This is a genomic window from Streptomyces albipurpureus (assembly GCF_023701525.1).
GTDB lineage: Bacteria > Actinomycetota > Actinomycetes > Streptomycetales > Streptomycetaceae > Streptomyces > Streptomyces albipurpureus.
Map to the genome: position 1 here is coordinate 311,803 of NZ_JAMQAW010000010.1, position 25,872 is coordinate 337,674.

General features: G+C 69.2%; 24 protein-coding genes. 17 read left to right on the top strand and 7 right to left on the bottom strand.

Annotated elements, in window-relative coordinates; translation table 11 throughout:
* Positions 1 to 41: 41 nt before the first annotated feature.
* Positions 42 to 509, bottom strand: coding sequence for a hypothetical protein (locus NBG84_RS13430; protein ID WP_250919621.1), 468 nt, complete (start codon positions 507 to 509; stop codon positions 42 to 44).
* Between the two features lie 469 nt (positions 510 to 978).
* On the opposite strand from NBG84_RS13430, the gene NBG84_RS13435 reads away from it, so the two are divergent.
* The gene (locus NBG84_RS13435; RefSeq protein WP_250919622.1) at positions 979 to 2,733 is read left to right on the top strand and encodes an acetyl/propionyl/methylcrotonyl-CoA carboxylase subunit alpha; all 1,755 of its coding nucleotides are present in this window, start codon (positions 979 to 981) and stop codon (positions 2,731 to 2,733) included.
* A gap of 320 nt (positions 2,734 to 3,053) precedes the next feature.
* Positions 3,054 to 3,650, top strand: coding sequence for a TetR/AcrR family transcriptional regulator (locus NBG84_RS13440; RefSeq protein WP_250919758.1), 597 nt, complete (start codon positions 3,054 to 3,056; stop codon positions 3,648 to 3,650).
* A gap of 454 nt (positions 3,651 to 4,104) precedes the next feature.
* Here the strand turns inward: NBG84_RS13440 and NBG84_RS13445 are convergent, their stop codons facing one another.
* Together NBG84_RS13445 and NBG84_RS13450 are read right to left on the bottom strand one after the other, a co-directional pair.
* Positions 4,105 to 5,046: a DeoR/GlpR family DNA-binding transcription regulator gene (locus NBG84_RS13445; protein ID WP_250919759.1), complete on the bottom strand. Its 942-nt coding sequence runs from the start codon at positions 5,044 to 5,046 to the stop codon at positions 4,105 to 4,107.
* A 438-nt stretch (positions 5,047 to 5,484) separates the two neighbouring features.
* Positions 5,485 to 6,924, bottom strand: coding sequence for an NAD(P)H-quinone dehydrogenase (locus NBG84_RS13450; RefSeq protein ID WP_250919623.1), 1,440 nt, complete (start codon positions 6,922 to 6,924; stop codon positions 5,485 to 5,487).
* A gap of 183 nt (positions 6,925 to 7,107) precedes the next feature.
* On the opposite strand from NBG84_RS13450, the gene NBG84_RS13455 reads away from it, so the two are divergent.
* The 4 genes from NBG84_RS13455 to NBG84_RS13470 all read left to right on the top strand — a co-directional run bounded on the left by NBG84_RS13455 (position 7,108) and on the right by NBG84_RS13470 (position 12,784).
* Positions 7,108 to 7,545: a gamma-glutamylcyclotransferase family protein gene (locus NBG84_RS13455; protein ID WP_250919624.1), complete on the top strand. Its 438-nt coding sequence runs from the start codon at positions 7,108 to 7,110 to the stop codon at positions 7,543 to 7,545.
* Between the two features lie 449 nt (positions 7,546 to 7,994).
* Complete coding sequence (locus NBG84_RS13460) at positions 7,995 to 8,813, top strand: purine-nucleoside phosphorylase (RefSeq protein ID WP_425608633.1); 819 nt, start codon at positions 7,995 to 7,997, stop codon at positions 8,811 to 8,813.
* Positions 8,814 to 9,634: 821 nt separating this feature from the next.
* Positions 9,635 to 11,371 carry a phospho-sugar mutase gene (locus NBG84_RS13465; protein WP_250919626.1) on the top strand — a complete coding sequence of 579 codons (1,737 nt, stop codon included), beginning with the start codon at positions 9,635 to 9,637 and terminating at the stop codon, positions 11,369 to 11,371.
* A 204-nt stretch (positions 11,372 to 11,575) separates the two neighbouring features.
* The gene (locus NBG84_RS13470) at positions 11,576 to 12,784 is read left to right on the top strand and encodes a glycosyltransferase family 39 protein (protein WP_250919627.1); all 1,209 of its coding nucleotides are present in this window, start codon (positions 11,576 to 11,578) and stop codon (positions 12,782 to 12,784) included.
* Positions 12,785 to 12,799: 15 nt separating this feature from the next.
* On the opposite strand, the gene NBG84_RS13475 is transcribed toward NBG84_RS13470, so the two are convergent.
* Together NBG84_RS13475 and NBG84_RS13480 are read right to left on the bottom strand one after the other, a co-directional pair.
* Positions 12,800 to 13,435: a PH domain-containing protein gene (locus NBG84_RS13475; RefSeq protein ID WP_250919628.1), complete on the bottom strand. Its 636-nt coding sequence runs from the start codon at positions 13,433 to 13,435 to the stop codon at positions 12,800 to 12,802.
* Between the two features lie 205 nt (positions 13,436 to 13,640).
* Positions 13,641 to 13,940 (bottom strand): hypothetical protein, encoded by a 300-nt coding sequence (locus NBG84_RS13480; protein WP_250919629.1) that lies wholly within the window; start codon positions 13,938 to 13,940, stop codon positions 13,641 to 13,643.
* A gap of 320 nt (positions 13,941 to 14,260) precedes the next feature.
* Here NBG84_RS13480 and NBG84_RS13485 point away from each other — a divergent pair, with 320 nt between their 5' ends.
* From NBG84_RS13485 to NBG84_RS13505, 5 genes are all read left to right on the top strand, one after another.
* On the top strand, positions 14,261 to 14,839 hold the full coding sequence (locus tag NBG84_RS13485) for an XRE family transcriptional regulator (RefSeq protein WP_250919630.1): 579 nt from the start codon (positions 14,261 to 14,263) through the stop codon (positions 14,837 to 14,839).
* A gap of 40 nt (positions 14,840 to 14,879) precedes the next feature.
* Entirely contained in the window at positions 14,880 to 15,458 is a 579-nt protein-coding gene (locus NBG84_RS13490; RefSeq protein ID WP_250919631.1) for an HD domain-containing protein, read from the top strand.
* Between the two features lie 229 nt (positions 15,459 to 15,687).
* Positions 15,688 to 16,635 (top strand): deoxyribose-phosphate aldolase, encoded by a 948-nt coding sequence (gene deoC, locus NBG84_RS13495; RefSeq protein ID WP_250919632.1) that lies wholly within the window; start codon positions 15,688 to 15,690, stop codon positions 16,633 to 16,635.
* 6 nt (positions 16,636 to 16,641) lie between these two features.
* Positions 16,642 to 18,078 carry an aldehyde dehydrogenase family protein gene (locus NBG84_RS13500; protein ID WP_250919633.1) on the top strand — a complete coding sequence of 479 codons (1,437 nt, stop codon included), beginning with the start codon at positions 16,642 to 16,644 and terminating at the stop codon, positions 18,076 to 18,078.
* Complete coding sequence (locus tag NBG84_RS13505; protein WP_250919634.1) at positions 18,071 to 19,000, top strand: aldehyde dehydrogenase family protein; 930 nt, start codon at positions 18,071 to 18,073, stop codon at positions 18,998 to 19,000. Before NBG84_RS13500 ends, NBG84_RS13505 begins: the two co-directional genes overlap by 8 nt.
* A gap of 214 nt (positions 19,001 to 19,214) precedes the next feature.
* Here the strand turns inward: NBG84_RS13505 and NBG84_RS13510 are convergent, their stop codons facing one another.
* Positions 19,215 to 19,616 (bottom strand): hypothetical protein, encoded by a 402-nt coding sequence (locus NBG84_RS13510; RefSeq protein ID WP_250919635.1) that lies wholly within the window; start codon positions 19,614 to 19,616, stop codon positions 19,215 to 19,217.
* Positions 19,617 to 19,735: 119 nt separating this feature from the next.
* Here NBG84_RS13510 and NBG84_RS13515 point away from each other — a divergent pair, with 119 nt between their 5' ends.
* Entirely contained in the window at positions 19,736 to 20,428 is a 693-nt protein-coding gene (locus NBG84_RS13515; protein ID WP_250919636.1) for a uridine kinase family protein, read from the top strand.
* Positions 20,429 to 20,657: 229 nt separating this feature from the next.
* Here the strand turns inward: NBG84_RS13515 and NBG84_RS13520 are convergent, their stop codons facing one another.
* On the bottom strand, positions 20,658 to 21,401 hold the full coding sequence (locus NBG84_RS13520) for a SigE family RNA polymerase sigma factor (RefSeq protein WP_250919637.1): 744 nt from the start codon (positions 21,399 to 21,401) through the stop codon (positions 20,658 to 20,660).
* Positions 21,402 to 21,583: 182 nt separating this feature from the next.
* Here NBG84_RS13520 and afsQ1 point away from each other — a divergent pair, with 182 nt between their 5' ends.
* The 5 genes from afsQ1 to NBG84_RS13545 all read left to right on the top strand — a co-directional run bounded on the left by afsQ1 (position 21,584) and on the right by NBG84_RS13545 (position 25,846).
* A complete protein-coding gene (gene afsQ1 / locus NBG84_RS13525; RefSeq protein WP_175257369.1) occupies positions 21,584 to 22,261 on the top strand; it encodes a two-component system response regulator AfsQ1 in 678 nt (225 codons plus the stop codon).
* Between the two features lie 64 nt (positions 22,262 to 22,325).
* Positions 22,326 to 23,951: an ATP-binding protein gene (locus NBG84_RS13530; RefSeq protein WP_308312053.1), complete on the top strand. Its 1,626-nt coding sequence runs from the start codon at positions 22,326 to 22,328 to the stop codon at positions 23,949 to 23,951.
* Positions 23,948 to 24,700 carry a hypothetical protein gene (locus tag NBG84_RS13535; RefSeq protein ID WP_250919638.1) on the top strand — a complete coding sequence of 251 codons (753 nt, stop codon included), beginning with the start codon at positions 23,948 to 23,950 and terminating at the stop codon, positions 24,698 to 24,700. Before NBG84_RS13530 ends, NBG84_RS13535 begins: the two co-directional genes overlap by 4 nt.
* A 252-nt stretch (positions 24,701 to 24,952) precedes the next feature.
* Positions 24,953 to 25,534 (top strand): VanZ family protein, encoded by a 582-nt coding sequence (locus tag NBG84_RS13540; protein ID WP_250919639.1) that lies wholly within the window; start codon positions 24,953 to 24,955, stop codon positions 25,532 to 25,534.
* A 102-nt stretch (positions 25,535 to 25,636) separates the two neighbouring features.
* The gene (locus tag NBG84_RS13545) at positions 25,637 to 25,846 is read left to right on the top strand and encodes a PspC domain-containing protein (protein WP_250919640.1); all 210 of its coding nucleotides are present in this window, start codon (positions 25,637 to 25,639) and stop codon (positions 25,844 to 25,846) included.
* Positions 25,847 to 25,872 lie beyond the last annotated feature (26 nt).

Below are 25,872 nucleotides of genomic sequence, written 5' to 3' on the forward strand. Positions count from 1 at the left end.
CGACACCCCGCCCTCGATGGTGGAAGCGAGGTCGGCGCGCATCACACCGGCGCGACTCCGTTGGGAGCCCCCGGCCCGTCGGCCCTTGGTCCACTGGGGTTGGCTCCCGTCTGCGGCTCCCGCTTTCCGTAAACCACCAGCACCATCACCACCAAACCCAACACCGCCATCAGGGAGGCAAAGGCGCCCCAGCCGACGAGCCCTGCGGCGATCGCGCCCAGCACCCCATGCACCACACCCGCACCGATCAGTAGCGCACGGGGAAGGCGACTGGGGGCTTGATCGCGTAGGCCCGTCAAGAGGCACACCAGCGCACAGCCGCACAGATAGAGCCCGAGAACGATCCCCGCCGCCCAGGTCCCCATGACCATCGCACGGGGATCGAGGCCGTCCAGGGACATGTTCTGGCCGTCGATGACGGTGGCCAGAATGCCATTGACCGCCACCAGGGCGATGGCCTCAAGCAACAGCGCGATTGCGGCCACCACGGCCACCACTCTGTGTGTCATGCCGCCGCCTCCCCTCGGTTACCGGCAGTAGATGCAGAGAGGACACGCACGCTACTCACGGGTAGAGGTGGGGACAAGGCCCTGCCCGATGGCCGAACACGCTCGGTCCCACCGCAAAGAATCATTCGCCCATTCGTAGGGACTCCACAAAGAAACCCATTCGGCGGCTGGCCTCTCGAACAGAGACCTCTACCACATGTCGGGGCTAGTGTTCGGAGAGGAAACCCGCCGTACCACGGTTCGACAAGGGGTTTCCCGTTGTGCGTGCTTCTGGAATAACGCTCTGTGTGGGGAAGCTCACCCCTGTGGACGGGTCGAAAGGCCGTGTCGGCAGTCCCTAAACTCAGCGTGATCCGGGAAGCCATCGAAGTCATCGGCACGGTGACCTTTCGAGCACCCTGGCTCGGGTGTGTCCGGCCAGGGTCCCGGGGGCCGCCCCCGGGAAAAACACTGCAAGGAGGGAGCCATCGTGCGCAAAGTGCTCATCGCCAACCGAGGCGAAATCGCTGTCCGTGTCGCCCGTGCTTGCCGGGACGCCGGGATCGCAAGCGTAGCCGTCTACGCCGACCCGGACCGGGATGCCCTGCACGTCCGCGCGGCCGACGAGGCGTTCGCCCTGGGCGGTGACACTCCGGCCGCCAGTTATCTCGACATGGCCAAGGTGCTTCAGGCCGCCGCAGACTCCGGCGCGGACGCCATCCACCCCGGATACGGCTTCCTCTCGGAGAACGCCGAATTCGCCCAGGCCGTACTGGACGCCGGTCTCATCTGGATCGGCCCGCCGCCGTCCGCGATCCGTGACCTGGGTGACAAGGTCGCCGCCCGTCATATCGCCCAGCGCGCGGGTGCCCCGCTCGTGGCAGGAACCCCCGACCCGGTCTCGGGGGCCGATGAGGTCGTGGCTTTCGCCAAGGAGCACGGTCTGCCCATCGCGATCAAGGCCGCGTTCGGCGGTGGCGGTCGCGGTCTGAAGGTGGCCCGCAACCTCGAAGAGGTGCCGGAGCTCTACGACTCCGCCGTCCGTGAGGCCGTCGCCGCCTTCGGCCGTGGCGAGTGCTTCGTCGAGCGCTACCTCGACCGGCCCCGCCATGTGGAGACCCAGTGCCTGGCCGACACCCACGGCAATGTCGTGGTCGTCTCCACCCGTGACTGCTCGCTCCAGCGCCGCCACCAGAAGCTGGTCGAAGAGGCACCCGCGCCCTTCTTGACGGACGAGCAGAACGCCGAGCTGTACGCCGCGTCCAAGGCCATCCTCAAGGAGGCCGGATATGTGGGCGCGGGCACGGTGGAGTTCCTCGTCGGAACCGACGGAACGATCTCCTTCCTTGAGGTGAACACCCGCCTCCAGGTGGAACACCCCGTCACCGAGGAGGTCACCGGCATCGACCTCGTACGGGAGATGTTCCGCATCGCCGACGGCGAAGAGCTCGGATACGGCGACCCGCAGCTTCGCGGCCACTCCTTTGAGTTCCGTATCAACGGCGAGGACCCGGGCCGCAACTTCCTGCCCGCCCCCGGCACGGTCACCGTCTTCAACCCGCCGAGCGGGCCTGGTGTGCGGCTGGACGCGGGAGTGGAGTCCGGCAGTGTCATCGGACCCGCGTGGGACTCGCTGCTCGCCAAGCTGGTCGTCACCGGCGCCACCCGTGAGCAGGCGCTGCAGCGCGCCGCCCGCGCGCTGGCCGAGTTCACTGTCGAGGGCATGGCCACGGCCATCCCCTTCCACCGCGCGGTGGTCGTCGACCCGGCGTTCACCAGCGACCCGTTCCGGGTGCACACCCGGTGGATCGAAACCGAGTTCGTCAATGAGATCCCGGTCTTCGCCGCGCCCGCCGAGGCGGAGGCGGAGGACGAGACGGGCCGCGAGACGGTGGTCGTCGAGGTCGGCGGCAAGCGTCTCGAAGTCTCCCTGCCCGCCTCGCTCGGCATGACGTTGGCGCGCACCGGTCTGGCCGCCGGCGCCAGGCCGAAGCGTCGGGCGGCGAAGAAGTCCTCCTCCGCCGCGTCCGGTGACACCCTCGCCTCTCCGATGCAGGGCACGATCGTGAAGGTGGCGGTCGAAGAGGGCCAGGAGGTCAGCGAGGGCGATCTGATCGTCGTCCTGGAGGCCATGAAGATGGAGCAGCCCCTGAACGCGCACCGCGCGGGCACGGTCAAGGGACTGAACGCCGAGGTCGGCGCGTCCATCTCGTCCGGCGCCACCATCTGCGAGATCAAGGACTGACGTCCCACCAGCCCCAGCTGTTGGTCAAGAGCCCGCACCCCCGAGCCATCGGCTCGGGGGTGCGGGCTTCTCGCAACTGACCCGGGGTCGAGCGTCACCGATGGCATCCTGGTGTCCGGCGGACCCAGGGAGGGGCAACACGGATGGCGACAGGTACGGCGGCGGACTCGGCACAAACAGCCAGAGACCCGGTGCATACGGACCCGGTCCCGACATATCCACCCATCAACCAGGGGGCCGAAGGCGCCTGCGACGGTGTTACGGAAACCAGCACGAGCGCGACCGTCCTGCCGGGACAGGCTCCCGGCGAGGTGCGCCCCATGCGGGCCGATGCCCGGCGCAACTACGAACGGCTGCTCGCCGAGGCCCGTACGGTCTTCGCCCAGCACGGCACGGACGCCGCCCTGGAGGAGATCGCCCGTAGATCCGGGGTGGGCATCGGCACGCTCTACCGGCACTTCCCCAACCGCCAAGCGATCATGAACGCCGTCTTCCAGGAGGCGAAGACCGCCCTGCTGGAGCGCTCACGGGAGTTGGCACACGCGGAGCAGCCGTGCGGAGCCCTGATCGAGTGGCTGCGCGCTCTGATCTCCCACGCGGGCGAGTACCGGGGTCTGGCTGGGGCCCTGATGTCGGCCTCGCACGACGAGAGTCTGGCACTGTCGCAGTGTTGCGTCCCGCTGGCCGAGGCGGGCGAGACACTGCTCGCCCGGGCGCGCGATGGGGGTGCCGTGCGGGCGGATGTCTCCATCGGCGATCTGATGCAGCTCACCAAGGCCATCGCCCTCGCCGCCGAACAGGCACCCGACGACCCGAACCTGCCGGACCGTCTGCTGCTGCTGACCCTGCACGGGCTACGGGGTGACCAGCGGGCGCAGCCGGCCGCCACCCCAGCGGCCACCGCGCCGACCTCCTAGCAGTCCCGGGAGGCCCGGCCGTACCCGCGCCGACCACGCCGCCCACCCGTCTCACTGGGGCACGGGGGCGCTCGCCGGGTGGGCCACCGGTCCGTCGGCCCACCACCTCACGGCACGGAGGATGTACCGGGCTCTGTCCACCCGGTGCCGGTAGGGGCGAGCGCATTTCCCAAGGTTCCTGCGCTCCGCACCGGCGGCGCCTGCTCCCGGCACGGTAGGACCGGGCGACGGCTGCCAGGAGGGATCGCCGAGCCCTCCCACCGGCCGTCCAGCTGGGCGTTCCACCACGGCAGAGCACCAGGCGTCGGGAGAGGCCGTCAGCCGTGCGGGCAGGGGCGCGGAGAGCGACGGAAAGGGTTCACCGAAAGGCTGGCGGCAGCGGGCGGAGCTCCGCCGAGGAGGGCCCCGGCGGGCGATCGTCCGAGTGGCGGACACCCCCGGCGGGGCGATCGCCTCAGCGACGGCGCAGGTCCGCGACCCTGGCTCGCCGCTCGATCCCGCCGGCACCCGTCCCGGGCTCAAGACCGCCCGCCGAGCTCAACCGCGTCGGTCCGGGGCCCGCGCCGCCCCGGGTCCTGCGCTGACCGGGGAGCGGCACCTCACGGCGAGCCGGACGCCCCGGAGCCGTATCGGCGTCGGATCCGGGGTCGCCCGACCCCGCGATGGCGATCTGCACCCCCTGGTCGGCGAGCGCCTGAAGCTCCGTCACCGCCCGGTCGTCGTGCGGCGGCGGATCATCGGTGACCAGTCGGGTGATCACATCCGTGGGAACCGTCTGGAACATCGTGTCGGCGCCCAGTTTGGTGTGGTCGGCGAGGACCACCACTTCGGCAGCCGCCTGGACCAGCGCCCGATCGACGCTCGCCGAGAGCATATTGGAGGTGGAGAGCCCTCGCTCAGCGGTGAGACCGCTCCCCGAGAGGAAGGCACGAGAGACCCGGAGTCCCTGGAGGGACTGCTCGGCACCACTGCCCACCAGCGCGTAGTTGGACCCGCGCAGAGTGCCGCCGGTCATGACGACCTCCACCCGGTTGGCATGGGCGAGGGCCTGGGCGACGAGCAGCGAATTGGTGACGACGGTCAGGCCCGGAATCCGCGCCAGCCGACGGGCCAGCTCCTGAGTGGTCGTACCGGCACCGACGACGATGGCCTCGCCCTCTTCGACGAGGCTCGCGGCCAGGTCGGCGATGGCCGTCTTCTCCGCGGTGGCGGACAGCGACTTCTGCGGGAATCCGGACTCCCTGGTGAAACCACCCGGTAGCACCGCACCACCGTGGCGGCGGTCGAGGAGCCCCTCGGCTTCCAAAGCCCGCACATCGCGTCGTACGGTCACTTCGGAGGTCTGGACGACGCGGGCGAGCTCACGGAGCGATACGGCTCCGTTGGCGCGCACCATTTCTAGGATCAGTTGGCGACGTTCTGCAGCGAACACGAAACTGACAGTAACCTGCGCGCCCGATAGTTTTCAGCAGTATGCGCCGAATAACAAGTATTGCGCTCAGCAAGAGCCGTCAAGTGGTATACGCAAGCTCATAGTTGATCACTCGACGAGTGAAGTGCCCGGGGTTCGCAGGGTTTACACCCCTTCTCGGCGATCGGCCCCGAGCAGTCGCGCGCCGGAGAGTGGCGCCGTCCGTCCCGAGGCGGGTCAACCGGGGTCTGGTGCGGTCCGTCGCAAGGCAGCGAAGAGTCCCAGCGGTGCCCGCGCCACGAGGTGCAGGGCCCCTTGCCTGGGCACCCGCCGACAACCCCCGTGTGGGCGTACCTTCCGGCCCGCCAGACCCAGCGCGATGCCCTGTCAGGGCACGGCAGGCGGACGGGACCTGGGCAGCCCCTAGCCCTCGCCCGTCGACTTCCGGGTGTGCAACTGCCGCGCCACCTCGGCGATCGACCCGGACAGAGACGGGTAGACCGTGAACGCGTTCGCGATCTGTTCCACCGTCATATTGTTGTCGACGGCGATCGAGATGGGATGGATCAGCTCACTCGCCCGAGGCGCGACCACACAGCCACCGACCACGATTCCCGTACCGGGACGGGCGAAGATCTTGACGAATCCGTCCCGGATGCCCTGCATCTTGGCGCGCGGGTTGCGCAGCAGCGGCAGCTTCACCACCCGGGCGTCGATTCGGCCCGCGTCCACGTCCGCCTGGGTGTAGCCGACGGTCGCGATCTCCGGGTCGGTGAACACGTTCGACGAGACCGTCTTCAGGTTGAGCGGTGTCACCGCGTCGCCCAGGAAGTGGTACATCGCGATCCGCCCCTGCATGGCGGCGACGGACGCGAGGGCGAAGACGCCGGTGACGTCTCCGGCCGCGTACACACCGGGTGCGCTGGTACGGGAGACCTTGTCCGTCCAGATGTGGCCGGAGTCCTTGAGGCGTACGCCCGCCTCCTCCAGTCCCATGCCCGCGGAGTTGGGGATCGCGCCGACCGCCATCAGACAGTGGCTGCCCGAGATGACCCGGCCGTCCGAGAGCATGACCTCCACCCGGTCGCCGACCCGCTTGGCGGACTCGGCGCGCGAGCGGGCCATGACATTCATGCCACGGCGGCGGAAGACGTCTTCCAGAACCGCGGCGGCGTCGGGGTCCTCGCCGGGGAGTACCCGGTCACGGGAGGAGACGAGGGTGACCCGCGAGCCGAGCGCCTGGTAGGCCCCGGCGAACTCGGCGCCGGTGACACCGGAACCGACCACGATCAGCTCTTCGGGCAACTCGTCGAGGTCATAGACCTGGGTCCAGTTGAGGATGCGCTCACCATCGGGCAGGGCGTCCGGGATCTCCCGGGGGTGGCCACCGGTCGCGATGAGCACCGCGTCGGCGGTCAGCGTCTCCTCGCTGCCGTCCGCGGCCCTGACGACCACCTTGCGGGAGCCGTCCATGGCCTGCTGGCCCTCCAGCCGGCCACGGCCCCGCACCACCCGCGCGCCCGCCCGGGTGACGGACGCGGTGATGTCATGGGACTGGGCGAGGGCAAGCCGTTTGACCCGTCGGTTCACCTTGCCGAGATCAACGCCGACCACCCGGGCCGACTGCTCCATCGGCGGGGTGTCGTCGGCGACGATGATGCCCAGTTCCTCATACGACGAGTCGAAGGTGGTCATCACCTCGGCCGTGGCGATGAGGGTCTTCGAGGGCACGCAGTCGGTCAGCACGGACGCGCCGCCGAGACCGTCACAGTCGACGACGGTCACCTCCGCGCCTAGTTGGGCGCCCACCAGGGCCGCCTCGTATCCGCCGGGTCCGCCGCCGATGATCACGATCCGGGTCACTGGGGTTACGCCTCGCGCTCTCGTTGTGCCGGGGGTGGGGGAATCCCGCTGTGGGGGCTGGAGTACCTACACCATTGTCCCGCACGCATCAAGCAAGTTGCCCCCGGGGCCCAGAATCCGTCCCGTGGCCTTCGCCACGTCGAGAAAGGCATTCACCGCCACCCCTCCCGTACCCTCAATCTCATGTCGCTCTACGCCGCGTACGCCGGCAACCTCGACGCGCGGCTGATGACCCGCCGCGCCCCGCACTCACCGCTGCGCGGCACGGGCTGGCTCAACGGCTGGCGGCTGACGTTCGGCGGCGAACAGATGGGCTGGGAGGGAGCGCTGGCCACCATCGTGGAAGCGCCGCGTTCCCAGGTCTTCGTCGCCCTGTACGACATCGCCCCCATGGATGAGGACTCGATGGACCGCTGGGAGGGTGTCGGCATGGACATCTACCGGCGCATGCGGGTCCGGGTGCACACCCTGGACGGCGAGGAGCCGGCCTGGATCTATGTGCTGAACGGGTACGAGGGCGGGCTCCCGTCGGCCCGCTATCTGGGCGAGATCGCCGACGCCGCCGACTCCGCGGGCGCACCCCACGACTATGTGATGGAGCTGCGCAAGCGTCCCTGCTGAGGGGCTAGCTCCGGGCCCGAGGGCGGCGCGGGTGCCGGACATGGGCGCAGGTGCGGGACACAGCACAGGTGTCGCACAGGTGTCGGACACGGCGGCGCTCACATCTCGAAACAGTGATGCCGATTCAGAGCAATGCTCTCACTTCGGAGCAGTGATCTGACTTCGAGACGGCGATCTCACCTCGAAGCGACGATCTCACTTCATGGCGGCGATCTCGCTTCATGGCGGCACGCGCGCTCCAGAGCAGCGCTCCGCGCCTCTCGCACCCCGATGGACCCGGCCGCGACCCCCTCTCCCCCTCCCACCGAACCGGCCCCGACCCCACCGCCTGGCACCACACGGCACCTCCTTCCCGCCGGAAACGACAACACAACGATCCGGGGACCGTTGGCAACAACATCTACGCGCGTAGGGAAACTCCGGCTACCCTCATTCGCGTGAACGCAACTGTGAAGCCGGATACCAACGGCGCTACCGCCTCTCCCCACGACACGGCCGACGCCGCCGCCGCGCGACTGCGCGAGTTGACCGGCGCCGAGACCCATGACGTAGCCCTGGTGATGGGCTCCGGATGGGCGCCCGCCGTGGACGCGCTCGGATCACCCGAGGCCGAATTCCCGGTCACCGAGCTGCCCGGTTTCCCGCCGCCCGCCGTTCAGGGTCACGGCGGCAGAGTCCGCTCGTACCGCATCGGCGCCAAGCGGGTCCTGGTCTTCCTCGGCCGCACCCACTACTACGAGGGCCGGGGCGTCGCCTCGGTCGCCCACGGGGTGCGGACCGCGGTGGCCGCGGGCTGCAAGACCGTGGTGCTGACGAACGGGTGCGGTGGTCTGCGCGAGGGCATGCGCCCTGGCCAGCCCGTGCTGATCAGCGACCACATCAACCTCACGGCGGCCTCGCCGATCGTGGGCGCGAACTTCGTGGATCTGACGGATGTGTACTCACCGCGGCTGCGCGCGCTGTGCAAGGAGATCGACTCCTCGCTGGAGGAGGGCGTCTATGTGCAGTTCACCGGCCCGCACTACGAGACGCCCGCGGAGATCAACATGGTCCGCGTGATGGGTGGCCATCTCGTGGGCATGTCGACCGTGCTGGAGGCCATCGCGGCCCGTGAGGCGGGAGCCGAGGTGCTCGGGATCTCCCTCGTCACCAACCTGGCCGCGGGTCTGTCCGGTGAGCCCCTGAACCATGAGGAGGTCCTCCAGGCGGGCAGGGACTCGGCGGCCCGGATGGGCGAGCTGTTGACCCGGGTCCTGGCCAAGATCTAGACAGCCCGCCCGCGTACCGCTCCGGCCCCATGCCATCGGTCGTTCGAGCTCACCGCCCCAACCCGTGCGGACAGCCCCCCGACAGTCCCGTGCAGGCAGACCCGTTCCACCCATCCGTCCAGCCCAGCGCGGTGCGGTCCCGCCCACCCGGTGGCAAGCCGTACCGCCTGGGCTGACGGTCCAACGGTCTGCCCCACGCTTCGGAACTCCGACGGCTGGCTCACCGCCTTGAACACATCGGTAGACGCTCCTCCGAACCGCACATACCGGCCGGCTGGCCAGGTCTCCAGTACAGCCATGAGCCGAGCACCCGGGCAGACATGCCTCCCGCCGACTGTCGCAAGCCCGCCGCACACGGCGAAGCGCACAGCGAAACAGCACGCCGAGGCAGCACGCCGAGGCAGGACACCCGAGGCGGGACACCGAGCGGCACGTCGAAACAGGGCGGCAAAACAGCACATCGAAGCGGCCCAGTGCAGACAGCCCACCAGACCGCGGATTCCGGGCAGTGCCCCCGGCAGCGGTCCCATCTGGTCGATGATCCAACGAGACATCCACCAGATGAGTCGGGCAGACAGCGGACCAAAGGGCCAACCGGGCACAAGATCCATGAGTATCAGCCGGATGAGGCTCCCACCCTCAGCGGTCAGCCCACACTGACCACGGCTCACAGCGAACCGATCGCGGCCCGAAGAGACCCGCCGCAAAGAGACCGCCCCCAGGCAGACCAGCCCCGTAGAGACCAGCCCCAGCCAGACCAACGTTAGATAGATCAGCGCCAGACAGATCAGTTCAGACAGACCACGAGAGGCGGAGCTACCGTGCAGCAGGACCTCATCACCCGGGCCCAGACGTGGCTCGCGGAGGACCCGGACCCCGAGACCCAGGCCGAACTTGCGGCGTTGATCGAGGAGCGCCAGCTGGACGAGCTGGCAGCGCGCTTCAGCGGAACGCTCCAGTTCGGGACCGCGGGCCTACGCGGCGAACTGGGCGCGGGACCCATGCGGATGAACCGTGCCGTGGTGATCCGCGCCGCCGCCGGTCTCGCCGCGTATCTCCGTGAGCAGGGCCATGCCGACGACACCCTGGGCACGGCTGACCCCGCGCCTGGCCGGACCGGGGACGCCCCCGGCCGGCCGGCCCGCGGCCTGGTGGTCATCGGCTATGACGCCCGCTACAAGTCCGCCGACTTCGCCCGGGACACGGCCGCCGTGATGGTGGCCGCCGGTCTACGGGCGGCGGTGCTGCCCCGCCCGCTCCCCACGCCCGTGCTCGCGTTCGCCATAAGGCAGCTGGGCGCGGTGGCCGGGGTGGAGGTGACGGCGAGTCATAACCCGCCGCAGGACAACGGCTACAAGGTCTACCTCGGTGACGGCTCCCAGATCGTGCCGCCCGCCGACGCCGAGATCGCCGCCGAGATCGACGCGATCCAGAGCCTGCACGACGTACCCCGAGCCGACTTGGGCTGGGAAGTACTCGGCGATGAGGTGCTGGACGCGTATCTGGCCCGTACCGACGCGGTGCTCACCGAGGGGTCCCCCCGGACCGCCGCGGTCGTCTACACCGCGATGCACGGTGTCGGCAAGGACGTGCTGCTGGCGGCGTTCGCGCGGGCGGGCTTCCCCGTCCCCGTCCTCGTGGCGGAGCAGGCCGAGCCCGATCCGGCGTTCCCGACCGTCGCGTTCCCCAACCCGGAGGAGCCGGGGGCGATGGACCTCTCCTTCGCGACCGCCCGCCGCGCCACCCCAGCGGGGGCGGACACCGGGCCGGACATCATCATCGCCAATGACCCGGACGCGGACCGCTGTGCCGTCGCCGTGCCCGACAGCGGCACCGAGCAGGGCTGGCGGATGCTGCGCGGCGATGAGGTGGGTGCCCTCCTCGCGGCCCACCTCGTACGTTCCGGAGCCCGCGGTACGTTCGCCGAGTCGATCGTCTCGTCCTCCCTGCTCGGCCGGATCGCGGACGCGGCCGGACTGCCGTACGAGGAGACCCTGACCGGTTTCAAGTGGATCGCCCGGGTCGATGGCCTGCGCTACGGCTATGAGGAGGCCCTCGGCTACTGCGTGGACCCCGACGGTGTCCGCGACAAGGACGGCATCACCGCCGCGCTGCTGATCGCGGAGCTTGCCTCGGTGCTCAAGGAGGAGGGCCGGTCGCTCTCCGATCTGCTCGATGACCTCGCCGTGGCGCACGGTCTGCACGCCACCGACCAGCTTTCGGTGCGGGTCGAGGATCTGAGCGTGATCGCGGACGCCATGCGCACCCTGCGCGAGGCCCCGCCGACCGCGCTCGCCGGGCTGAGCGTGACGAGCGCCGAGGACCTCTCGGTGGGATCGGCGAAGCTACCGCCCACGGATGGTCTGCGGTACTACCTCGACGGCGAGTTCACCGCTCGGGTGATCGTCCGCCCCAGCGGTACGGAGCCCAAGTTGAAGTGCTACCTGGAGGTGGTGGTACCGGTAGCGGACGCGAAGGGGCTGCCCGCCGCCCGTGAGCGCGCTACCGAGGTCCTCACCGCGCTCAAGCGGGACTTCGCAGCGGCTGCCGGCATCTAGCGCCAGCCCCTCAGCCCACCTCCAAGCAGTGCGTCCCATCGGATGCCGCTCACTGTTCGCGCAGTGCAATCGCACGAACAGACCGTATGAGTGAATCTCGTCCGGCGCCGCTGGAGCGCGCCCCGCTCGGCGCACCCCGCGGGCAATGGTGGCCCGGTAATCCCCACGGATTCAGTCCCTCCGGATTCCGAGGAGCAGCCGCCTTTGTCCCGCGCCGCAACCGTCCGTGCCTATGTCCCCGCCTCCCGTCGGCCCCCGGCCCCGGGGGGCGGCGGCGCGCCAGGGGTACGCGGCCGGCTGCTGCACTCGCTGCGGTACGCGGCCCCCGCGCTGAGCGCCTATCTCGCGGTGAGACTCTGCGGACTCGCGGTCCTGATCCAGCTCTCGCGCGCCACGGGCGACGGGGTCTGGCGGACGCTCGCCGCGTCCTGGGACTCCAACTGGTATCTGGGCATCGCCGACCACGGCTACACCGACATCCTCGGCACCCGGATGAACGAGAACAACCTGGCCTTCTTCCCGCTCTATCCCCTGCTGGTGAAGGCCTTCGCGGCCGTGTCCCCCGGTTCACGGGCCTCGGTGGGGCTGGCCCTGGCGATCGGCTGTTCGTTCATCGCCGCCTGGGGTGTCTTCGCCGTCGGTGCCCGCCTCTACGGCCGCCGTACGGGGACGATCCTCACCGCGCTCTGGGCCGCGCTACCGGTCGGAGTCGTCCAGTGGATGGGCTACACCGAGTCGCCGTTCACCGCGCTCGCGGCCTGGGCGCTCTACGCGGTGCTCAGCGGGCAGTGGCTCTGGGCTGGGGCGCTGGCCTCGCTTGCGGGTCTCACCCGGCCGACGGGGATCGCGGTCGCGGCGGGTGTGACGGTCGCGGCCGCGCTGGCGGCCCGCCGGGCACGGCCGGGGAGCCGCTGGCCAGCGGTGACGGGCGCGGTGATCGCGCCGCTGGGCTGGCTGGCCTTCCTCGCCTGGGTAGGGCACAGGGTGGGCCGGCCGGATGGCTACTTCGCGGTCCAGCGGCTCTGGAAGAACGAGTGGGACGGTGGAAAGGCCACTCTCCTTGAGCTCAGACAACAGTTCGTCTACGCCAGCGAGCCACCGCTTTTCCTGCTGCTCGTCTCGACCGTGCTGATCCTCTCCGCGATCCTCTTCGTGCTGAGCGTCGCGGATCGCCAGCCGATCGCCCTGCTGGTCTTCTCCGGGGTGCTGCTGGCCGTGGTGCTGGGCAGTGCGGGGGTCTACTTCCCCCGGGCGCGCTTTCTGCTGCCGGGATTCCCGCTGCTGCTGCCGATGGCACGGGGGCTGGCCAGGGCACGGCGGCCGGTGACCGTCTGGGTGGTGCTGGGCGCGGCAACGCTGGTCTCGGCCTGGTCGGGCGCGTACATGCTGCTGGTGTGGCAGGGCCCGCCGTAGTCAGCACCCAGGCGGCTAGGCGATGGCGAACAGCACGATCAGCAGTACGGCTCCGATGACGGCGGGCACGATCAGCTCAAAGGCCCAGCGGGTCTGCACCTCACCCTGAGCGGTGGGTCGGCCGGCATTGTGCTCGATCAGTTCCCGCAGCTCACTGATGGTCTGATCGGCGGGGGCGAGCTTGGGACCGTGGTCGGGCAGCTGGGTCCCCACGGTATTGGCCCGCCCGCCCTTGCCTCGCTCCTCGCGCTCCCGCCGCCGAGCGGCCCGGTTGCGCTGCCGCAGCGACACCGGCACCGCCCAGAGCTGGAACTTGGCACCGGCCTTCGTCCAGACCTCGCTGGTGTAACCGGCGCGGAAGTCCTCGATGGCGGCCCAGGGCAGGGTGACGGTCCGGAAGGGGTTCCTGATCAGCACCCGGTCATCGCCGACCTGGACGGCCGGGCGGATGCTGAGCGCCACCACCAGCGGCACCACCAGCAGCACGGCGGCCACGGCGAACCAGGGCGTACGACCGGCTCCACGGACAATGGCGTCGATCGCGAGCCAGGCGATGAGCCCCAGCAGCAGGGTGCCGCCGATGATCCCGCCGAGCGATCGATAGACACGATCGGCGTACGTGGGCTCCACTGGCGACTTCGGGCTGCTCATACCCCCGATTCTGCCCCACGGGCCCCGCGGACCGCGCTCCGGGCGGCCAGCTCACCGGGCGTGGGCCCGGGGACCAGCCCCGTCGCACAGTGGGGACAGGCGTATCGATCCCTCCCTATCCCCACTGGTGCGTCGGTCCATCGCCCACAGCCCATGCACGCGACGCTCCGGCGATCGGGTACGGGACTGACCAAGCCCTCCCGGTTCACCAGTCCACGTCCGCGTCCAGCGCCGCCAGGGCAGCCGCCCGGAGCCGTTCCCGTACGACGGGGAGCTGCAAGGTGGTCTCGGCCAGGACATACGGCCGTACGGTCGCGGAGTCCTCGCCCCGCAGCGGCGCCAGCCGCTCCCGCACATGCGGCGGTACGGGCGTTTCCCACCTGATCGGCCTCGACGGCGGTACGGCGGGCTCACACCCCTCGATGTGATCCGGCCCCGGCACCACCTCGGGCCGGTCCGCGCGATTCCGTCCGAGCGCCCACTTTCCTACGAAGTTGAGGGCCAACACCCCGGACCGTTCGCGCGGTGGCGGGGCTCTTGCGTAGAGAGAAGACTGGTCACCCGTCAGGGCCTTATCCCGGTCTATCCCGAGACATCTGGAGGGCCTCAGGTCTAGCGTTGAAGAACGCCCAAACGTCGTAGGGGGAGATCTTGAACTCATCGCTACGTTCAGCTATGCAGTCGGCTGGCTTGTCGCCGAGGCGCCTGGCACTTCGCGTGGGGGTCTCCGGCAAGACCGTAGAACGCTGGATCGCAGATGCGGAGTTGATTCCTCATGCTAGGAACCGGCAAGACACGTCAACGGTGTTAGGAGTTGAAGCTGACGTGCTGTGGCCCAAAGCGGTCAAGGACCGGATCAAAACTGGTAGCGACCTAGAGATCGTCCAGACCTACCCCTTTCGCTCCGCTTGCCCATCAACCGTGTGGTGCAGCCTCATCACTGATGCCAGTGAAGACCTGTTCTTCGGTGGGTACACCTCGTACTTCCTTTGGACACAGGTGCCAGAACTCGCAAGTACCTTGCGGCATAAAGCAGCGAACGGCTGCCGAATCCGATTCCTCCTGGGAGACCCCACCAGCGAGGTGACCCGCAGCCGTGAGGAGATCGAGGCAGTCGCGCTCACAGTCTCCACACGCATCCGAACAACTCTGGAGCAGCTGCACGCCTTGGGCGAAGTGGATGGTCTGGAGGCACGCTTCTCCACCCCTGCGGATGCCGTCAACCATGTCTCCCTGTCCGTCTTCCGCTTCGACTCCGACGCCCTGGTGACCCCCCATCTAGCCACCGTCGTCGGCCATGACTCCCCCCTTCTCCACCTCCGCCGCAGAGACGAGGGGGGCATGTTCTCCCGTTTCGCCGACCACACCGAAGAACTGTGGAGCCGGGCTACGCCCATTGGCTAGCGAAGGCCCCTCGCAGCGTCCACCAGAAGAAGGCAGAGCCATGACGGATGACGATCAGCACGCCAAGGGTTCCGTTAGCTACCTCATGGAGATGGGCGCTCTCAAGCGGGCGAAGCGCTCAGGTTGGTGGATCTGCGGTGTGAAGGACCCCGAGACGATCGCAGAGCACAGCTTCCGTACGGCGATCATCGGATCGGTGCTGGCGATGATGGAGGGCGCCGACCCGGCCAAGGTCGCCCTGCTGTGCACCTTTCATGACACCCAGGAAACGCGCGTTGGCGATATCCCCTGGATCGGGCGCCGCTATCTGGAGGCGAAGAGCAACGAAGTCGTCACCGCCGACCAGGTCGCCAACGCACACCCTGCGGTCGCGTCCGGAATCCAGGCCATCGTGCACGAGTACGAGAACGGCGACTCGCTTGAGGTCTTGGTCGCGCATGACGCCGACCGGCTGGAGTGCATGATCCAGGGCCTTGAATACCTTGAACAGGGCTACCGGAACGCCCAGGAATGGGTCGACAGCACCCGTGCCAAGCTCAAGACACCCTCTGCCATCGAACTCGCGAATGCCGCGCAAGACATGTCCTCCGCAGACTGGCAACGGGTCTACCTTCGCTAAACGGAGCAGGCGGTATGACTCGGCGGAGTGCATTGGCCGCCGTAGGCACCGTGGGGCGTGCTCTCCCGTTTCGCCGACCACACCGAAGAACGCGACCCACCCGGGCGGTCCGGCGATGGAGCCCCCGAGCCACGACCGACCCCGCCAAAACGGACAGCACACAACCCCCAAATCACCCCCTCCCCCCTGTACACACTGCTACGCGCGTAGATATGCTCCGCTAGTGAGCATGTCCACCAATACCCTCGCCCTCCCGGACGTCACCGCCTCCGACCAGGCACTTCGCCGCTTCCTTCATGGACTGCCCGGCGTCGATCCGGTCGGTCTCGAAGCCCGGGCCGCCTCCCTCGGGACTCGGTCGATCAAGACCACGGCCAAGGCGTACGCGATCGATCTCGCCATCTCGATGATCGACCTCACCACGCTCGAAGGCGCCGACACCCCCGGCAAGGTGCGCTCCCTCGCCGCCAAGGCCATGCGGCCCGATCCGACCGACCGGGACACCCCCGCGACCGCCGCCGTCTGCGTCTATCCGGACATGGTCGCCACCGCCAAGGAGACCCTGAAGGGCTCCGGCGTCAAGGTCGCCTCCGTCGCCACCGCGTTCCCCGCCGGTCGGGCCGCGCTCGATGTGAAGCTGGCCGATGTGCGGGACGCCGTCGCCGCCGGGGCGGACGAGATCGACATGGTCATCGACCGTGGCGCCTTCCTCGCCGGGAAGTATCTGAAGGTGTACGACGAGATCCGCGCGGTCAAAGACGCTTCGGGGTCGGCTCGGCTCAAGGTCATCTTTGAGACCGGGGAGCTCTCCACCTACGACAACATCCGCCGTGCCTCCTGGCTCGGGATGATCGCGGGCGCGGACTTCATCAAGACATCGACCGGCAAGGTCGCCGTCAACGCCACCCCGTCCAACACCCTGCTGATGCTGGAGGCCGTACGCGACTTCCGGCAGCAGACCGGGGTACAGGTGGGAGTGAAGCCCGCGGGTGGCATCCGCACCACCAAGGACGCGATCAAGTTCCTGGTCCTGGTGAACGAGACCGTCGGCGCGGACTGGCTGGATAACCACTGGTTCCGCTTCGGCGCCTCCAGTCTGCTGAACGATCTGCTGATGCAGCGCCAGAAGCTGGCCACCGGACGCTACTCCGGCCCCGACTATGTGACTGTGGACTGAGCGGACATGACCAAGCCTTTCGACTACGCCCCCGCCCCCGAGTCGCGCGGACTCGTTGACATCGCCCCCTCGTACGGCCTCTTCATCGACGGCGAGTTCGTCGAGTCCACGGGCGAGGAGCGCAACAAGACCGTCTCCCCCTCGACGGAGGAAGTCCTCGCGGAGTACGTCCAGGCCAACGCCGAGGACGTCGACCGTGCCGTCAAGGCCGCCCGTAAGGCGTTCGAGAAGTGGTCGGCGCTGCCCGGTGCGGAGCGGGCGAAGTATCTGTTCCGGATCGCCCGGATCATCCAGGAGCGCAGCCGTGAGCTGGCCGTCCTGGAGACGCTGGACAACGGCAAGCCGATCAAGGAGACCCGGGACGCCGACCTCCCCCTGGTCGCCGCGCACTTCTTCTACTACGCGGGTTGGGCCGACAAGCTCGACCACGCCGGCTACGGCGCGAGTCCCCGCCCCCTCGGCGTCGCCGGCCAGATCATCCCGTGGAACTTCCCGCTGCTGATGCTGGCCTGGAAGATCGCCCCGGCGCTCGCCACCGGTAACACCGTCGTACTGAAGCCGGCCGAGACCACCCCGCTCTCCGCGCTGTTCTTCGCGGACATCTGCCGTCAGGCCGGGCTGCCGAAGGGCGTCGTCAACATCGTCACGGGCGATGGCCGCACGGGCACCGCGCTGGTCCAGCACCCGGGGATCAACAAGGTCGCCTTCACCGGTTCGACCGGCGTGGGTCGGGCCATCGCCCGTGAGCTCGCCGGTACGGACAAGAAGCTGACGCTGGAGCTCGGCGGCAAGGGCGCGAACATCGTCTTCGACGACGCGCCCATCGACCAGGCCGTCGAGGGCATCGTCAACGGCATCTTCTTCAACCAGGGCCAGGTCTGCTGTGCGGGCTCCCGGCTGCTGGTGCAGGAGTCGGTCCAGGAAGAAGTGCTGGACTCGCTCAAGCGCCGGCTGTCCACGCTGCGTCTGGGTGACCCGCTCGACAAGAACACCGACATCGGCGCGATCAACTCCGCCGAGCAGCTGGCACGGATCACCGCACTCGTTGAGACCGGTGAGGCGGAGGGCGCCGAGCGCTGGTCCGCTCCCTGCGAGTTGCCGTCGTCCGGCTACTGGTTCGCGCCGACCCTGTTCACGAATGTGACGCAGGCGCACACGGTCGCCCGCGATGAGATCTTCGGCCCGGTGCTCTCCGTCCTCACCTTCCGTACGCCCGACGAGGCCGTCGCCAAGGCGAACAACAGCCAGTACGGACTGTCGGCGGGCATCTGGACCGAGAAGGGCTCCCGCATCCTCGCGGTGGCGAGCAAGCTCCGGGCGGGTGTCGTCTGGGCCAATACGTTCAACAAGTTCGATCCGACCTCGCCGTTCGGCGGTTACAAGGAGTCGGGCTTCGGCCGTGAAGGCGGCCGTCACGGCCTGGAGGCGTACCTCGATGTCTGAGCGCAATGACCGTCTGAGCGTGTTCAAGACCTACAAGCTGTACGTCGGGGGCAAGTTCCCCCGCTCCGAGAGCGGCCGGGTGTACGAGGTGACGACGAGGACTTCAGCCGCTGGCACGGCGAGCAGGGACAAGGGCAAGGGCAGCTGGCTGGCCAACGCCCCGCTGTCGTCCCGCAAGGACGCCCGGGACGCGGTGGTCGCCGCCCGCAAGGCGTTCGGCGGCTGGTCGGGGGCGACCGCGTACAACCGCGGGCAGATCCTCTACCGCATCGCCGAGATGCTGGAGGGCCGCCGGGAGCAGTTCGTGCGGGAAGTGGCGGACGCCGAAGGGCTGTCCAAGTCGAAGGCCGCGGCCCAGGTGGACGCGGCCATCGACCGCTGGGTCTGGTACGCGGGCTGGACGGACAAGATCGCCCAGGTCCTGGGCGGGGCGAACCCGGTCGCTGGCCCGTACTTCAACCTCTCCACCCCCGAACCGACCGGTGTGGTGGCCGTTCTCGCACCGCAGGAGTCATCGTTCCTGGGGCTGGTCTCGGTGATCGCTCCGGTGATCGCCACGGGCAACACGGCCGTGGTGATCGCCAGCGAGAACTCCCCGCTGCCGGCGCTCTCCCTCGGCGAGGTACTGGCCACATCCGATCTGCCGGGCGGTGTGGTCAACATCCTGTCGGGCCGTACGGGTGAGATCGCGGCCCCGCTCGCGGCACACCTCGATGTGAACGGGATCGACCTCGCGGGAGCCGACGCGGCCCTGGCGAAGGAGTTGGAGATCGCCGCGGCGGAGAACCTCAAGCGGGTGCTGCGCCCCGGCCCGCTGGACCTGGCCGCCGACCCGGGCACCCACCGTATGACGGCCTTCCTGGAGACCAAGACGGTCTGGCATCCGACCGGCGCCCTGGGCACCTCGGGCTCGTCCTACTGAGTCCTGTCGAGCCCTCTTGACTCGGGCACGGGCGCACTGGGCCGAGCCGTGACAACTGTCGTACTGATGTCGTACTGAACGGACTGCGCGAAGCAGTCGTACTGGGCGTAGGAACCGCCCCTTGATCGGGAGTCCCCTGCCGTCCCGTCCGGCGGCAGGGGGCTCCTTTCCCTGTGCCTCCAGGGGCCGCTGTGCCCCCAGGAGGCTCCTGTCCCTAGAGGGGGAGGGCGTCGACGACCTTTCCGACCACCGGTAGGTCGTTGAGCGATCCACCTTCGGAGAGCGGTCCGGTGACCAGATCCGTGCCGACGGGCTTGAAGTCGGCGATCTGGGTGCCGACGCCATTGGCCAGCGGGTCGACACCGGTCTTCGCCAGCGGGTTGAGCTGGAGGTGCTTCAGATAGCCGATCCCGGAGACCGAGTTGGTGATGGCGCCGGTCACTCCGGTACTGGGCGCCAGGGCGGCTTCGACGGTGTCGAGCCCGACCGGTGCCGCGGGGAGCGAAGGAGCGGCGTGCGCGGTGCCCCCCGCGCCGAGGGCCGCGGCAGCCGCCGCGACGGTCAGACCGGCGCCGAGGGCGATGCGCCGGGGATGGGGAGCTGCGTGACGTGCCATGGGTTTCCCGCCTGGGGTAGTAATCGGACGAGTACGCAGCGTAGTTGAGCGGTGATCCTCAATCCACCGGACTACCCGAGGGGTCCCCTTCACGGGTCAATGCCTCACACTGGTGTCCTGTGACCGCTTTCTCCGCTGCCCCCGCCCCGTCCGCACGCGTGGTGCTCCTCACGGGCCCGTCAGGATCAGGAAAGTCATCCCTCGCCGCACGGGCGGGTCTGCCGGTGCTGCGCCTCGACGACTTCTACAAGGAAGCGGGCGACCCGACCCTTCCGCTGGTCGCGGACAGCGCGGACATCGACTGGGACTCCCCGCTGTCCTGGGACGCGCGGACGGCGGCGGCGGCCATCGCCGAGCTCTGCGGTACGGGCCATACCGCCGTCCCGGTGTACGACATCGGCACCAGCACCCGGGTGGGGCGCGAGGTGTTCGCCCTCGACGGGGCCCCGGTGTTCATCGCGGAGGGGATCTTCGCGGCGGACCTGGTCGCGCGGTGTACGGAGCTGGGCCTGCTGGGGGACGCGCTCTGTCTGCGCGGGCGCCCCTCGACGACCTTCCGCCGACGGCTGGCCCGGGATCTGCGGGAAGGCCGTAAGTCGGTGGCGTTCCTGCTGCGCAGGGGCTGGCGGTTGATGCGCTCCGAACGGGGGATCGTGGCGCGGCAGGCAGGCCTCGGGGCACATCCCTGCGGCAAGAAAGAGGCGTTGGCGCGCATTGCCTCCGTGGTCTCGGCGCCGCTGAGCGCCCCTGCGCCCGTGGTGAGCGACCGTACGGCGCGCGTGACTGAGTCAGGCCCCGCCATCAGCAGATGAACTCAAGGTCCACTTCCTCGGCCCCACCTCCGCGTCAGGACAACGAAGGAACGGCGAGCGGCCAGCGGTGCCCCGCGGGCAAAAGGAAGCGGGACCAAACAAGACCCCCCGGCCTGTTCGGTCCCGCGTTTCCCCCGTGGCTCCCATGAGGCCCCCCATGACCTCACAAGCCCCCCACCGTCGCCGTCTCCCCCGAGACGGCGTCCCCCCGGTCCATCCCCCGTCGCCCTCAGGCCACCAGCTCGCCGAAGGACTCCTCCTCGTCACGGCCGAAGCTGAGGACATCGTCCTCGCGCAGCCGGCGGAGTGACCGCCAGATGCTGGACTTCACCGTGCCGACACTGATGTCCAGGATGTCCGCGATCTCCGGGTCGGTACGGCCCTCGTAGTAGCGCAGGACCAGCATCGTCCGCTGGAGTTCGGGCAGCCTGGCGAGCGCCTGCCACAGCACCGCACGAAGCTCGGTGCCCCGCATCGCGTCGGTGTCGCTGGCCGTCTCCGGCAGCTCTTCCGTGGGGTACTCGTTGAGCTTGCGCCGGCGCCAGGCGCTGATGTGCAGATTGGTCATGGTGCGGCGCAGATATCCCCCGACCGCCGCCTTGTCACTGATCCGGTCCCAGGCGCGGTACGTCGAGAACAGCGCGCTCTGCAACAGGTCCTCAGCCTCGAAGCGATCCCCCGTCAAGTGGTAGGCGGTCGCGTACAGGGAGGAGCGGCGCTCCCGGACGTAGGCGGTGAACTCCGCCTCCGACAGGCTGACACCGCTCTCCCGGTACGCTTCCCCGCTGACCCCGGTCCCCCCACCGGCCCCCGTGGTCGCGTCAACCACCGTCATGTACGACGGCTTGTGCTGACGCCCGGTGCCGCGAACGCACCCCCGCCCGTTCACGACACCGGACTTTTCCGTGGCCCTCCCGACGTCGCGGAGACGCGTGACAACTGCGCTTGTGGCGGTGCCGTGCAGTGCGTTCATCTTGCGCCCCCCGTCGAGTGGAGTCCGTTTCCGTCCGTGTGTCGAAAAGCTTGCCCAGGCGATTTCATGGAGGTGTCCGCCGACTGTCACAGGCCTGTCACAGGGCCCTTGGGCGGGTGGGGTGAGGGTGCGGTCGTTCCCGCAGTCGTCCTCCGGCACGGCCATGCGCCAGAATGGCCCCTGTGCCTTTCCTGTTGCTGATCGAGGACGACGACGCCATCCGCACGGCCCTCGAACTCTCCCTGTCCCGTCAGGGCCACCGTGTGGCCACTGCGGCGACGGGCGAGGACGGCCTCAAACTGCTGCGTGAGCAGCGGCCTGATCTCATCGTGCTGGATGTGATGCTGCCCGGGATTGACGGCTTCGAGGTGTGCCGCCGCATCAGGCGCACCGATCAGCTGCCGATCATCTTGCTGACTGCCCGCAGCGACGACATCGACGTGGTCGTGGGCCTGGAATCTGGAGCCGACGACTATGTCGTCAAACCGGTACAGGGTCGGGTGCTGGACGCCCGTATCCGTGCCGTACTACGCCGCGGCGAGCGAGAATCCACCGATTCGGCCACATTCGGGTCGCTGGTGATCGACCGTTCCGCCATGACCGTCACCAAGAACGGCGAGGATCTGCAGCTCACGCCGACCGAGCTGCGACTTCTGCTGGAGCTGAGCCGCAGACCGGGGCAGGCGCTGTCCCGACAGCAGCTGCTGCGGCTGGTGTGGGAGCACGACTATCTCGGGGACTCGCGTCTGGTGGACGCGTGTGTCCAGCGGCTGCGCGCGAAAGTGGAGGACGTGCCGTCCTCACCGACGCTGATCCGAACGGTGCGCGGTGTGGGCTATCGGCTGGATGTTCCCCAGTGACCCTCGCTCTTCCCGAGAAGACCAGCGAAATCGAGAGATTCCCCAGCGAGTTCGGCAGCGCTCGGTGAGTGGAGCGGTGAAGCGCGCCATGCTCGCCAGTCTGCGCTGGACGAGCCTGCGCCTGCGCCTGGTCGTCGTCTTCGCCGTGGTCGCCCTGACCGCGGCGGTTTCGGCGTCGGGAATCGCGTACTGGCTCAACCGAGAGGCCGTACTGACCCGTACGCAGGACTCCGCGCTGGGGGACTTCCGACAGCAGATGCAGAACCGGGCGGCCTCGCTGCCGCTGCGTCCCTCGCAGAACGAACTACAGGCCACCGTGGATCAGATGACCCAGGGCAAGGCCGGGTTCACCGTGCTCCTCGTCGGGGAGCGCGAGGAGGGCAAGCCGATCATCGCCACATCCGATCCGGACGACTTCACCTTCGACGATGTGCCCGAGCGGCTCCAGGACGCGGTGAACGACCGGCAGGACGTCCGGGTCACCAACTCGACCCCGTACCACCTCTACTGGCAGCGCATCCAGTTGCGCGGTAAGCCCTATCTCGTCGGCGGCACCCGGATCGTCGGCGGTGGGCCGACCGGCTATGTGCTCAAGTCGCTGGACCAGGAGCGCGAGGACCTCAACACCCTGGCCTGGTCGCTGGGGATCGCCACGGCTCTCGCGCTGGTGGGCTCCGCGCTGCTGGCGCAGGCGGCGTCGACGACCGTACTGAAGCCGGTACGACGGCTCGGGGACGCGGCGCGCAGGCTCGGTGAGGGCAAGCTCGACACCCGGCTGAGGGTGTCGGGCACCGATGAACTGGCGGAGCTCGCACGGACGTTCAACAAGACCGCCGCCTCGCTGGAGAAGAAGGTCGCGGACATGAGCGCGCGGGAGGAGTCCAGCCGCCGTTTCGTCGCCGACATGTCACACGAACTGCGCACCCCGCTGACCGCGTTGACCGCCGTCACCGAGGTGCTGGAGGACGAGATCGACAATCTCGACCCGATGATCGCTCCGGCGGTGAACCTGGTCGTCAGCGAGACCCGACGGCTCGGCGACCTCGTCGAGAACCTGATGGAGGTGACCCGCTTCGACGCGGGCACCGCCAGACTGGTGCTGGACTACGTGGATGTCGCCGACCAGGTGACCGCCTGTATCGACGCCCGGGCGTGGCTGGACGCGGTGGAGTTGGACGCCGAGCGCGGGATCATGGCGCGCCTCGATCCGCGGCGGCTCGACGTGATCCTGGCGAATCTGATCGGCAACGCCCTCAAGCACGGCGGTTCGCCGGTGCGGGTATCGGTGCGTCCGGTCGCCGACGAACTGCTGATCGAAGTGCGCGACCACGGTCCCGGAATCCCCGAGGACGTCCTGCCCCACGTCTTCGACCGGTTCTACAAGGCCAGCGCGTCCAGGCCCCGGTCGGAGGGCAGTGGTCTCGGGCTCTCCATCGCCGTGGAGAACGCGCACATCCACGGCGGCACCATCACCGCGTCCAACTCACCGGACGGCGACGGGGCCGTGTTCCTCCTGCGGCTGCCGCTGGACGACCCCGCCGCGCCCAAGGAGGAGCCGGGCGAGTCGACGCAGCCCGAAAACGCCTTCGCCGCCGACGCCGACGCCGCCACAGACCTCGACGGGCCGGACGGCCCCGACCGTCCCTCGGACACCGAAAGCCCCGGGCGGGGAGAGGAAGGCCAGCGGTGACGGACCAGGTCCGGGGGGCGCGCACCAAGCGCACGGTGGCGATACTGGCCGCGCTGCTGGGCGTGCTCACGCTCGGTGGCTGCGGAATCAGGCCCACCCAGGTGCCGGTGGACGGCGGCCCGGCGCCCTCCCGGGTGCCGTGCGAGGTGAACGGCGAGAACATCACCCAGCAGACGGCGCCCCAGGACGCCCCCGTACGCGTCTATCTGGTCTGCGCCTCACAGCTGGAGCCGGTGGACCGTACCGCGGAGATACCCGAGACCAAGACCGTCGACGGTCGGGTCCAGATCGCCCAGGCGCTCCTCGCGGAGCTCCAGCAGGAGCCCACGGCGGCGGAGCGGGAGGCCGGGTTCGCGACCTATGTCCGCGGGCCGATAGCGGTCAGCGGGCAGCGCCGCAGCGATCCGGACGGCACGCTGCGGCTGAGCCGTCAGCCGGAGGACCTCCCGGCCGCGGCGCTCGCGCAGATCGTCTGCACGTTCGCGGAGAGTCAGGCATCGGCCACGGGCGGAGCGGTGATCCTCGGCGGGCCCGGGGAGTACGCGCCACGGGGGTACGGATGTACGGGGAAGACCAAGGACCGGCCCGAGGACGTGCTGCCGACGGTCGGCCCGCTGCCCTCACCCGCGCCATCGCGCCCGTCCTCGTCGGGGAACGCGCAGTCATCGACGTCCCAGTCGGGGACTGTCGCCGGGTGGGGCGCTCCCTCCTCGGCTCCGGGGGCCTCGGGCAGCGACGCGCAGAGGTAGTCCTTTCCGCCTTCTTCCACGCCTGGCGTCAGCGGGCCCCCACTCCCGCCCAGAACCCCGCCCCGGCTCTCGCGAGGGTCCACACGGGCCATCGGCCGGGGCGGACGCCCCACGAGTGGACGTCGCAGAAGAGAACCGAAGGGGCACTTCGGAGCGGCGGAATCCGGCCAGAAAACGGTCCGAGGAGCGCTCGATGTCATGCGTCGTGGGGCAGGCGGAACCGTTTCGTACGGGTAGTGCGTCTTGTGCAACGTGCAGCGTCAAGGTAAAGGCGGCAGTGCCGCCATCCGCTTCCGTGTGGCGGGGGTCTTCTTCCTCCTCGTGCACTTGCTGCTCGTCGGATGGCTGACCCTGCGCCCACTAGATGTCCCCTGGGTGACGGCAGCGAACCTGGAGCCGCTCGCCGGCATCAGAGCCGATCTGGAGCTCGGACCGATGGAAGCAGCGCGCCAGCTCGGCGGTGGGCTTCTGTTGCTCGCCCCGCTCGGGGTGCTGTTGCCGATGGTGAGCGGCAGGGTCGCCGTCTCCCCGCTCGCGTCCCTCGCCCGTACGGTCGCCGCGGGAGCACTGCTCTCGCTCGGTATCGAACTGCTCCAGACCGGGGTGGCGGGACGGGTGCTCGACGTGGACTCGCTCCTGCTGAACACGGCCGGGGTGGCCATCGCCCATCTACTGGTGGTCCCCGCGGGCCGGGCCCGGCTGCGGCGGCGGAGGCTGCGGCCGCAGCACCGGACGGCCGGGGCGCGTCGGACCGAGCAGACCGGTCCAGTACTGGGGGTGGACGGCTCTCAGGGGTCGACCCCGACGATTTCCAGGGTCGGGATCGCCCCCTAGAGCGAGGCTTTGTCCCTCTTCGCGAAGCACTATGGAGTCATCGGGAACGCTCATCAGCAGCCTCCCGGGAACCGACCTCAAGCTTGCGAAGGAGAGCCCACCATGGCCGCACTTGTCCGCCCTCGTGAAGGACGCATGGTCGGCGGTGTGTGCGCGGCGCTGGCCCGGCGCTTCGGCACCTCCGCCACCACCATGCGAGTGATCTTCGTTGCCTCGTGTCTGCTGCCCGGCCCGCAGTTCCTCGTCTACGCGGCGCTCTGGCTGTTCCTTCCGTCCGAGAAGGGCGGGAAGACGGCCGCGACGGCCTGGTAGTACAGACCAGTGGGGGGCACTCCGGG

Bases quoted from the DNA above. Each gene is read 5' to 3' on its own strand.
- NBG84_RS13475 (WP_250919628.1), bottom strand. From the start codon at position 13,435: ATGAGCAGCCCGAAGTCGCCAGTGGAGCCCACGTACGCCGATCGTGTC.
- NBG84_RS13510 (WP_250919635.1), bottom strand. From the start codon at position 19,616: ATGGCACGTCACGCAGCTCCCCATCCCCGGCGCATCGCCCTCGGCGCC.
- NBG84_RS13455 (WP_250919624.1), top strand. From the start codon at position 7,108: ATGTCGCTCTACGCCGCGTACGCCGGCAACCTCGACGCGCGGCTGATG.
- deoC (WP_250919632.1), top strand. From the start codon at position 15,688: ATGTCCACCAATACCCTCGCCCTCCCGGACGTCACCGCCTCCGACCAG.
- NBG84_RS13445 (WP_250919759.1), bottom strand. From the start codon at position 5,046: ATGGTGCGCGCCAACGGAGCCGTATCGCTCCGTGAGCTCGCCCGCGTC.
- NBG84_RS13490 (WP_250919631.1), top strand. From the start codon at position 14,880: ATGACGGATGACGATCAGCACGCCAAGGGTTCCGTTAGCTACCTCATG.
- NBG84_RS13430 (WP_250919621.1), bottom strand. From the start codon at position 509: ATGACACACAGAGTGGTGGCCGTGGTGGCCGCAATCGCGCTGTTGCTT.
- NBG84_RS13545 (WP_250919640.1), top strand. From the start codon at position 25,637: ATGGCCGCACTTGTCCGCCCTCGTGAAGGACGCATGGTCGGCGGTGTG.
- NBG84_RS13505 (WP_250919634.1), top strand. From the start codon at position 18,071: ATGTCTGAGCGCAATGACCGTCTGAGCGTGTTCAAGACCTACAAGCTG.
- NBG84_RS13520 (WP_250919637.1), bottom strand. From the start codon at position 21,401: ATGAACGCACTGCACGGCACCGCCACAAGCGCAGTTGTCACGCGTCTC.
- NBG84_RS13500 (WP_250919633.1), top strand. From the start codon at position 16,642: ATGACCAAGCCTTTCGACTACGCCCCCGCCCCCGAGTCGCGCGGACTC.
- NBG84_RS13440 (WP_250919758.1), top strand. From the start codon at position 3,054: ATGCGGGCCGATGCCCGGCGCAACTACGAACGGCTGCTCGCCGAGGCC.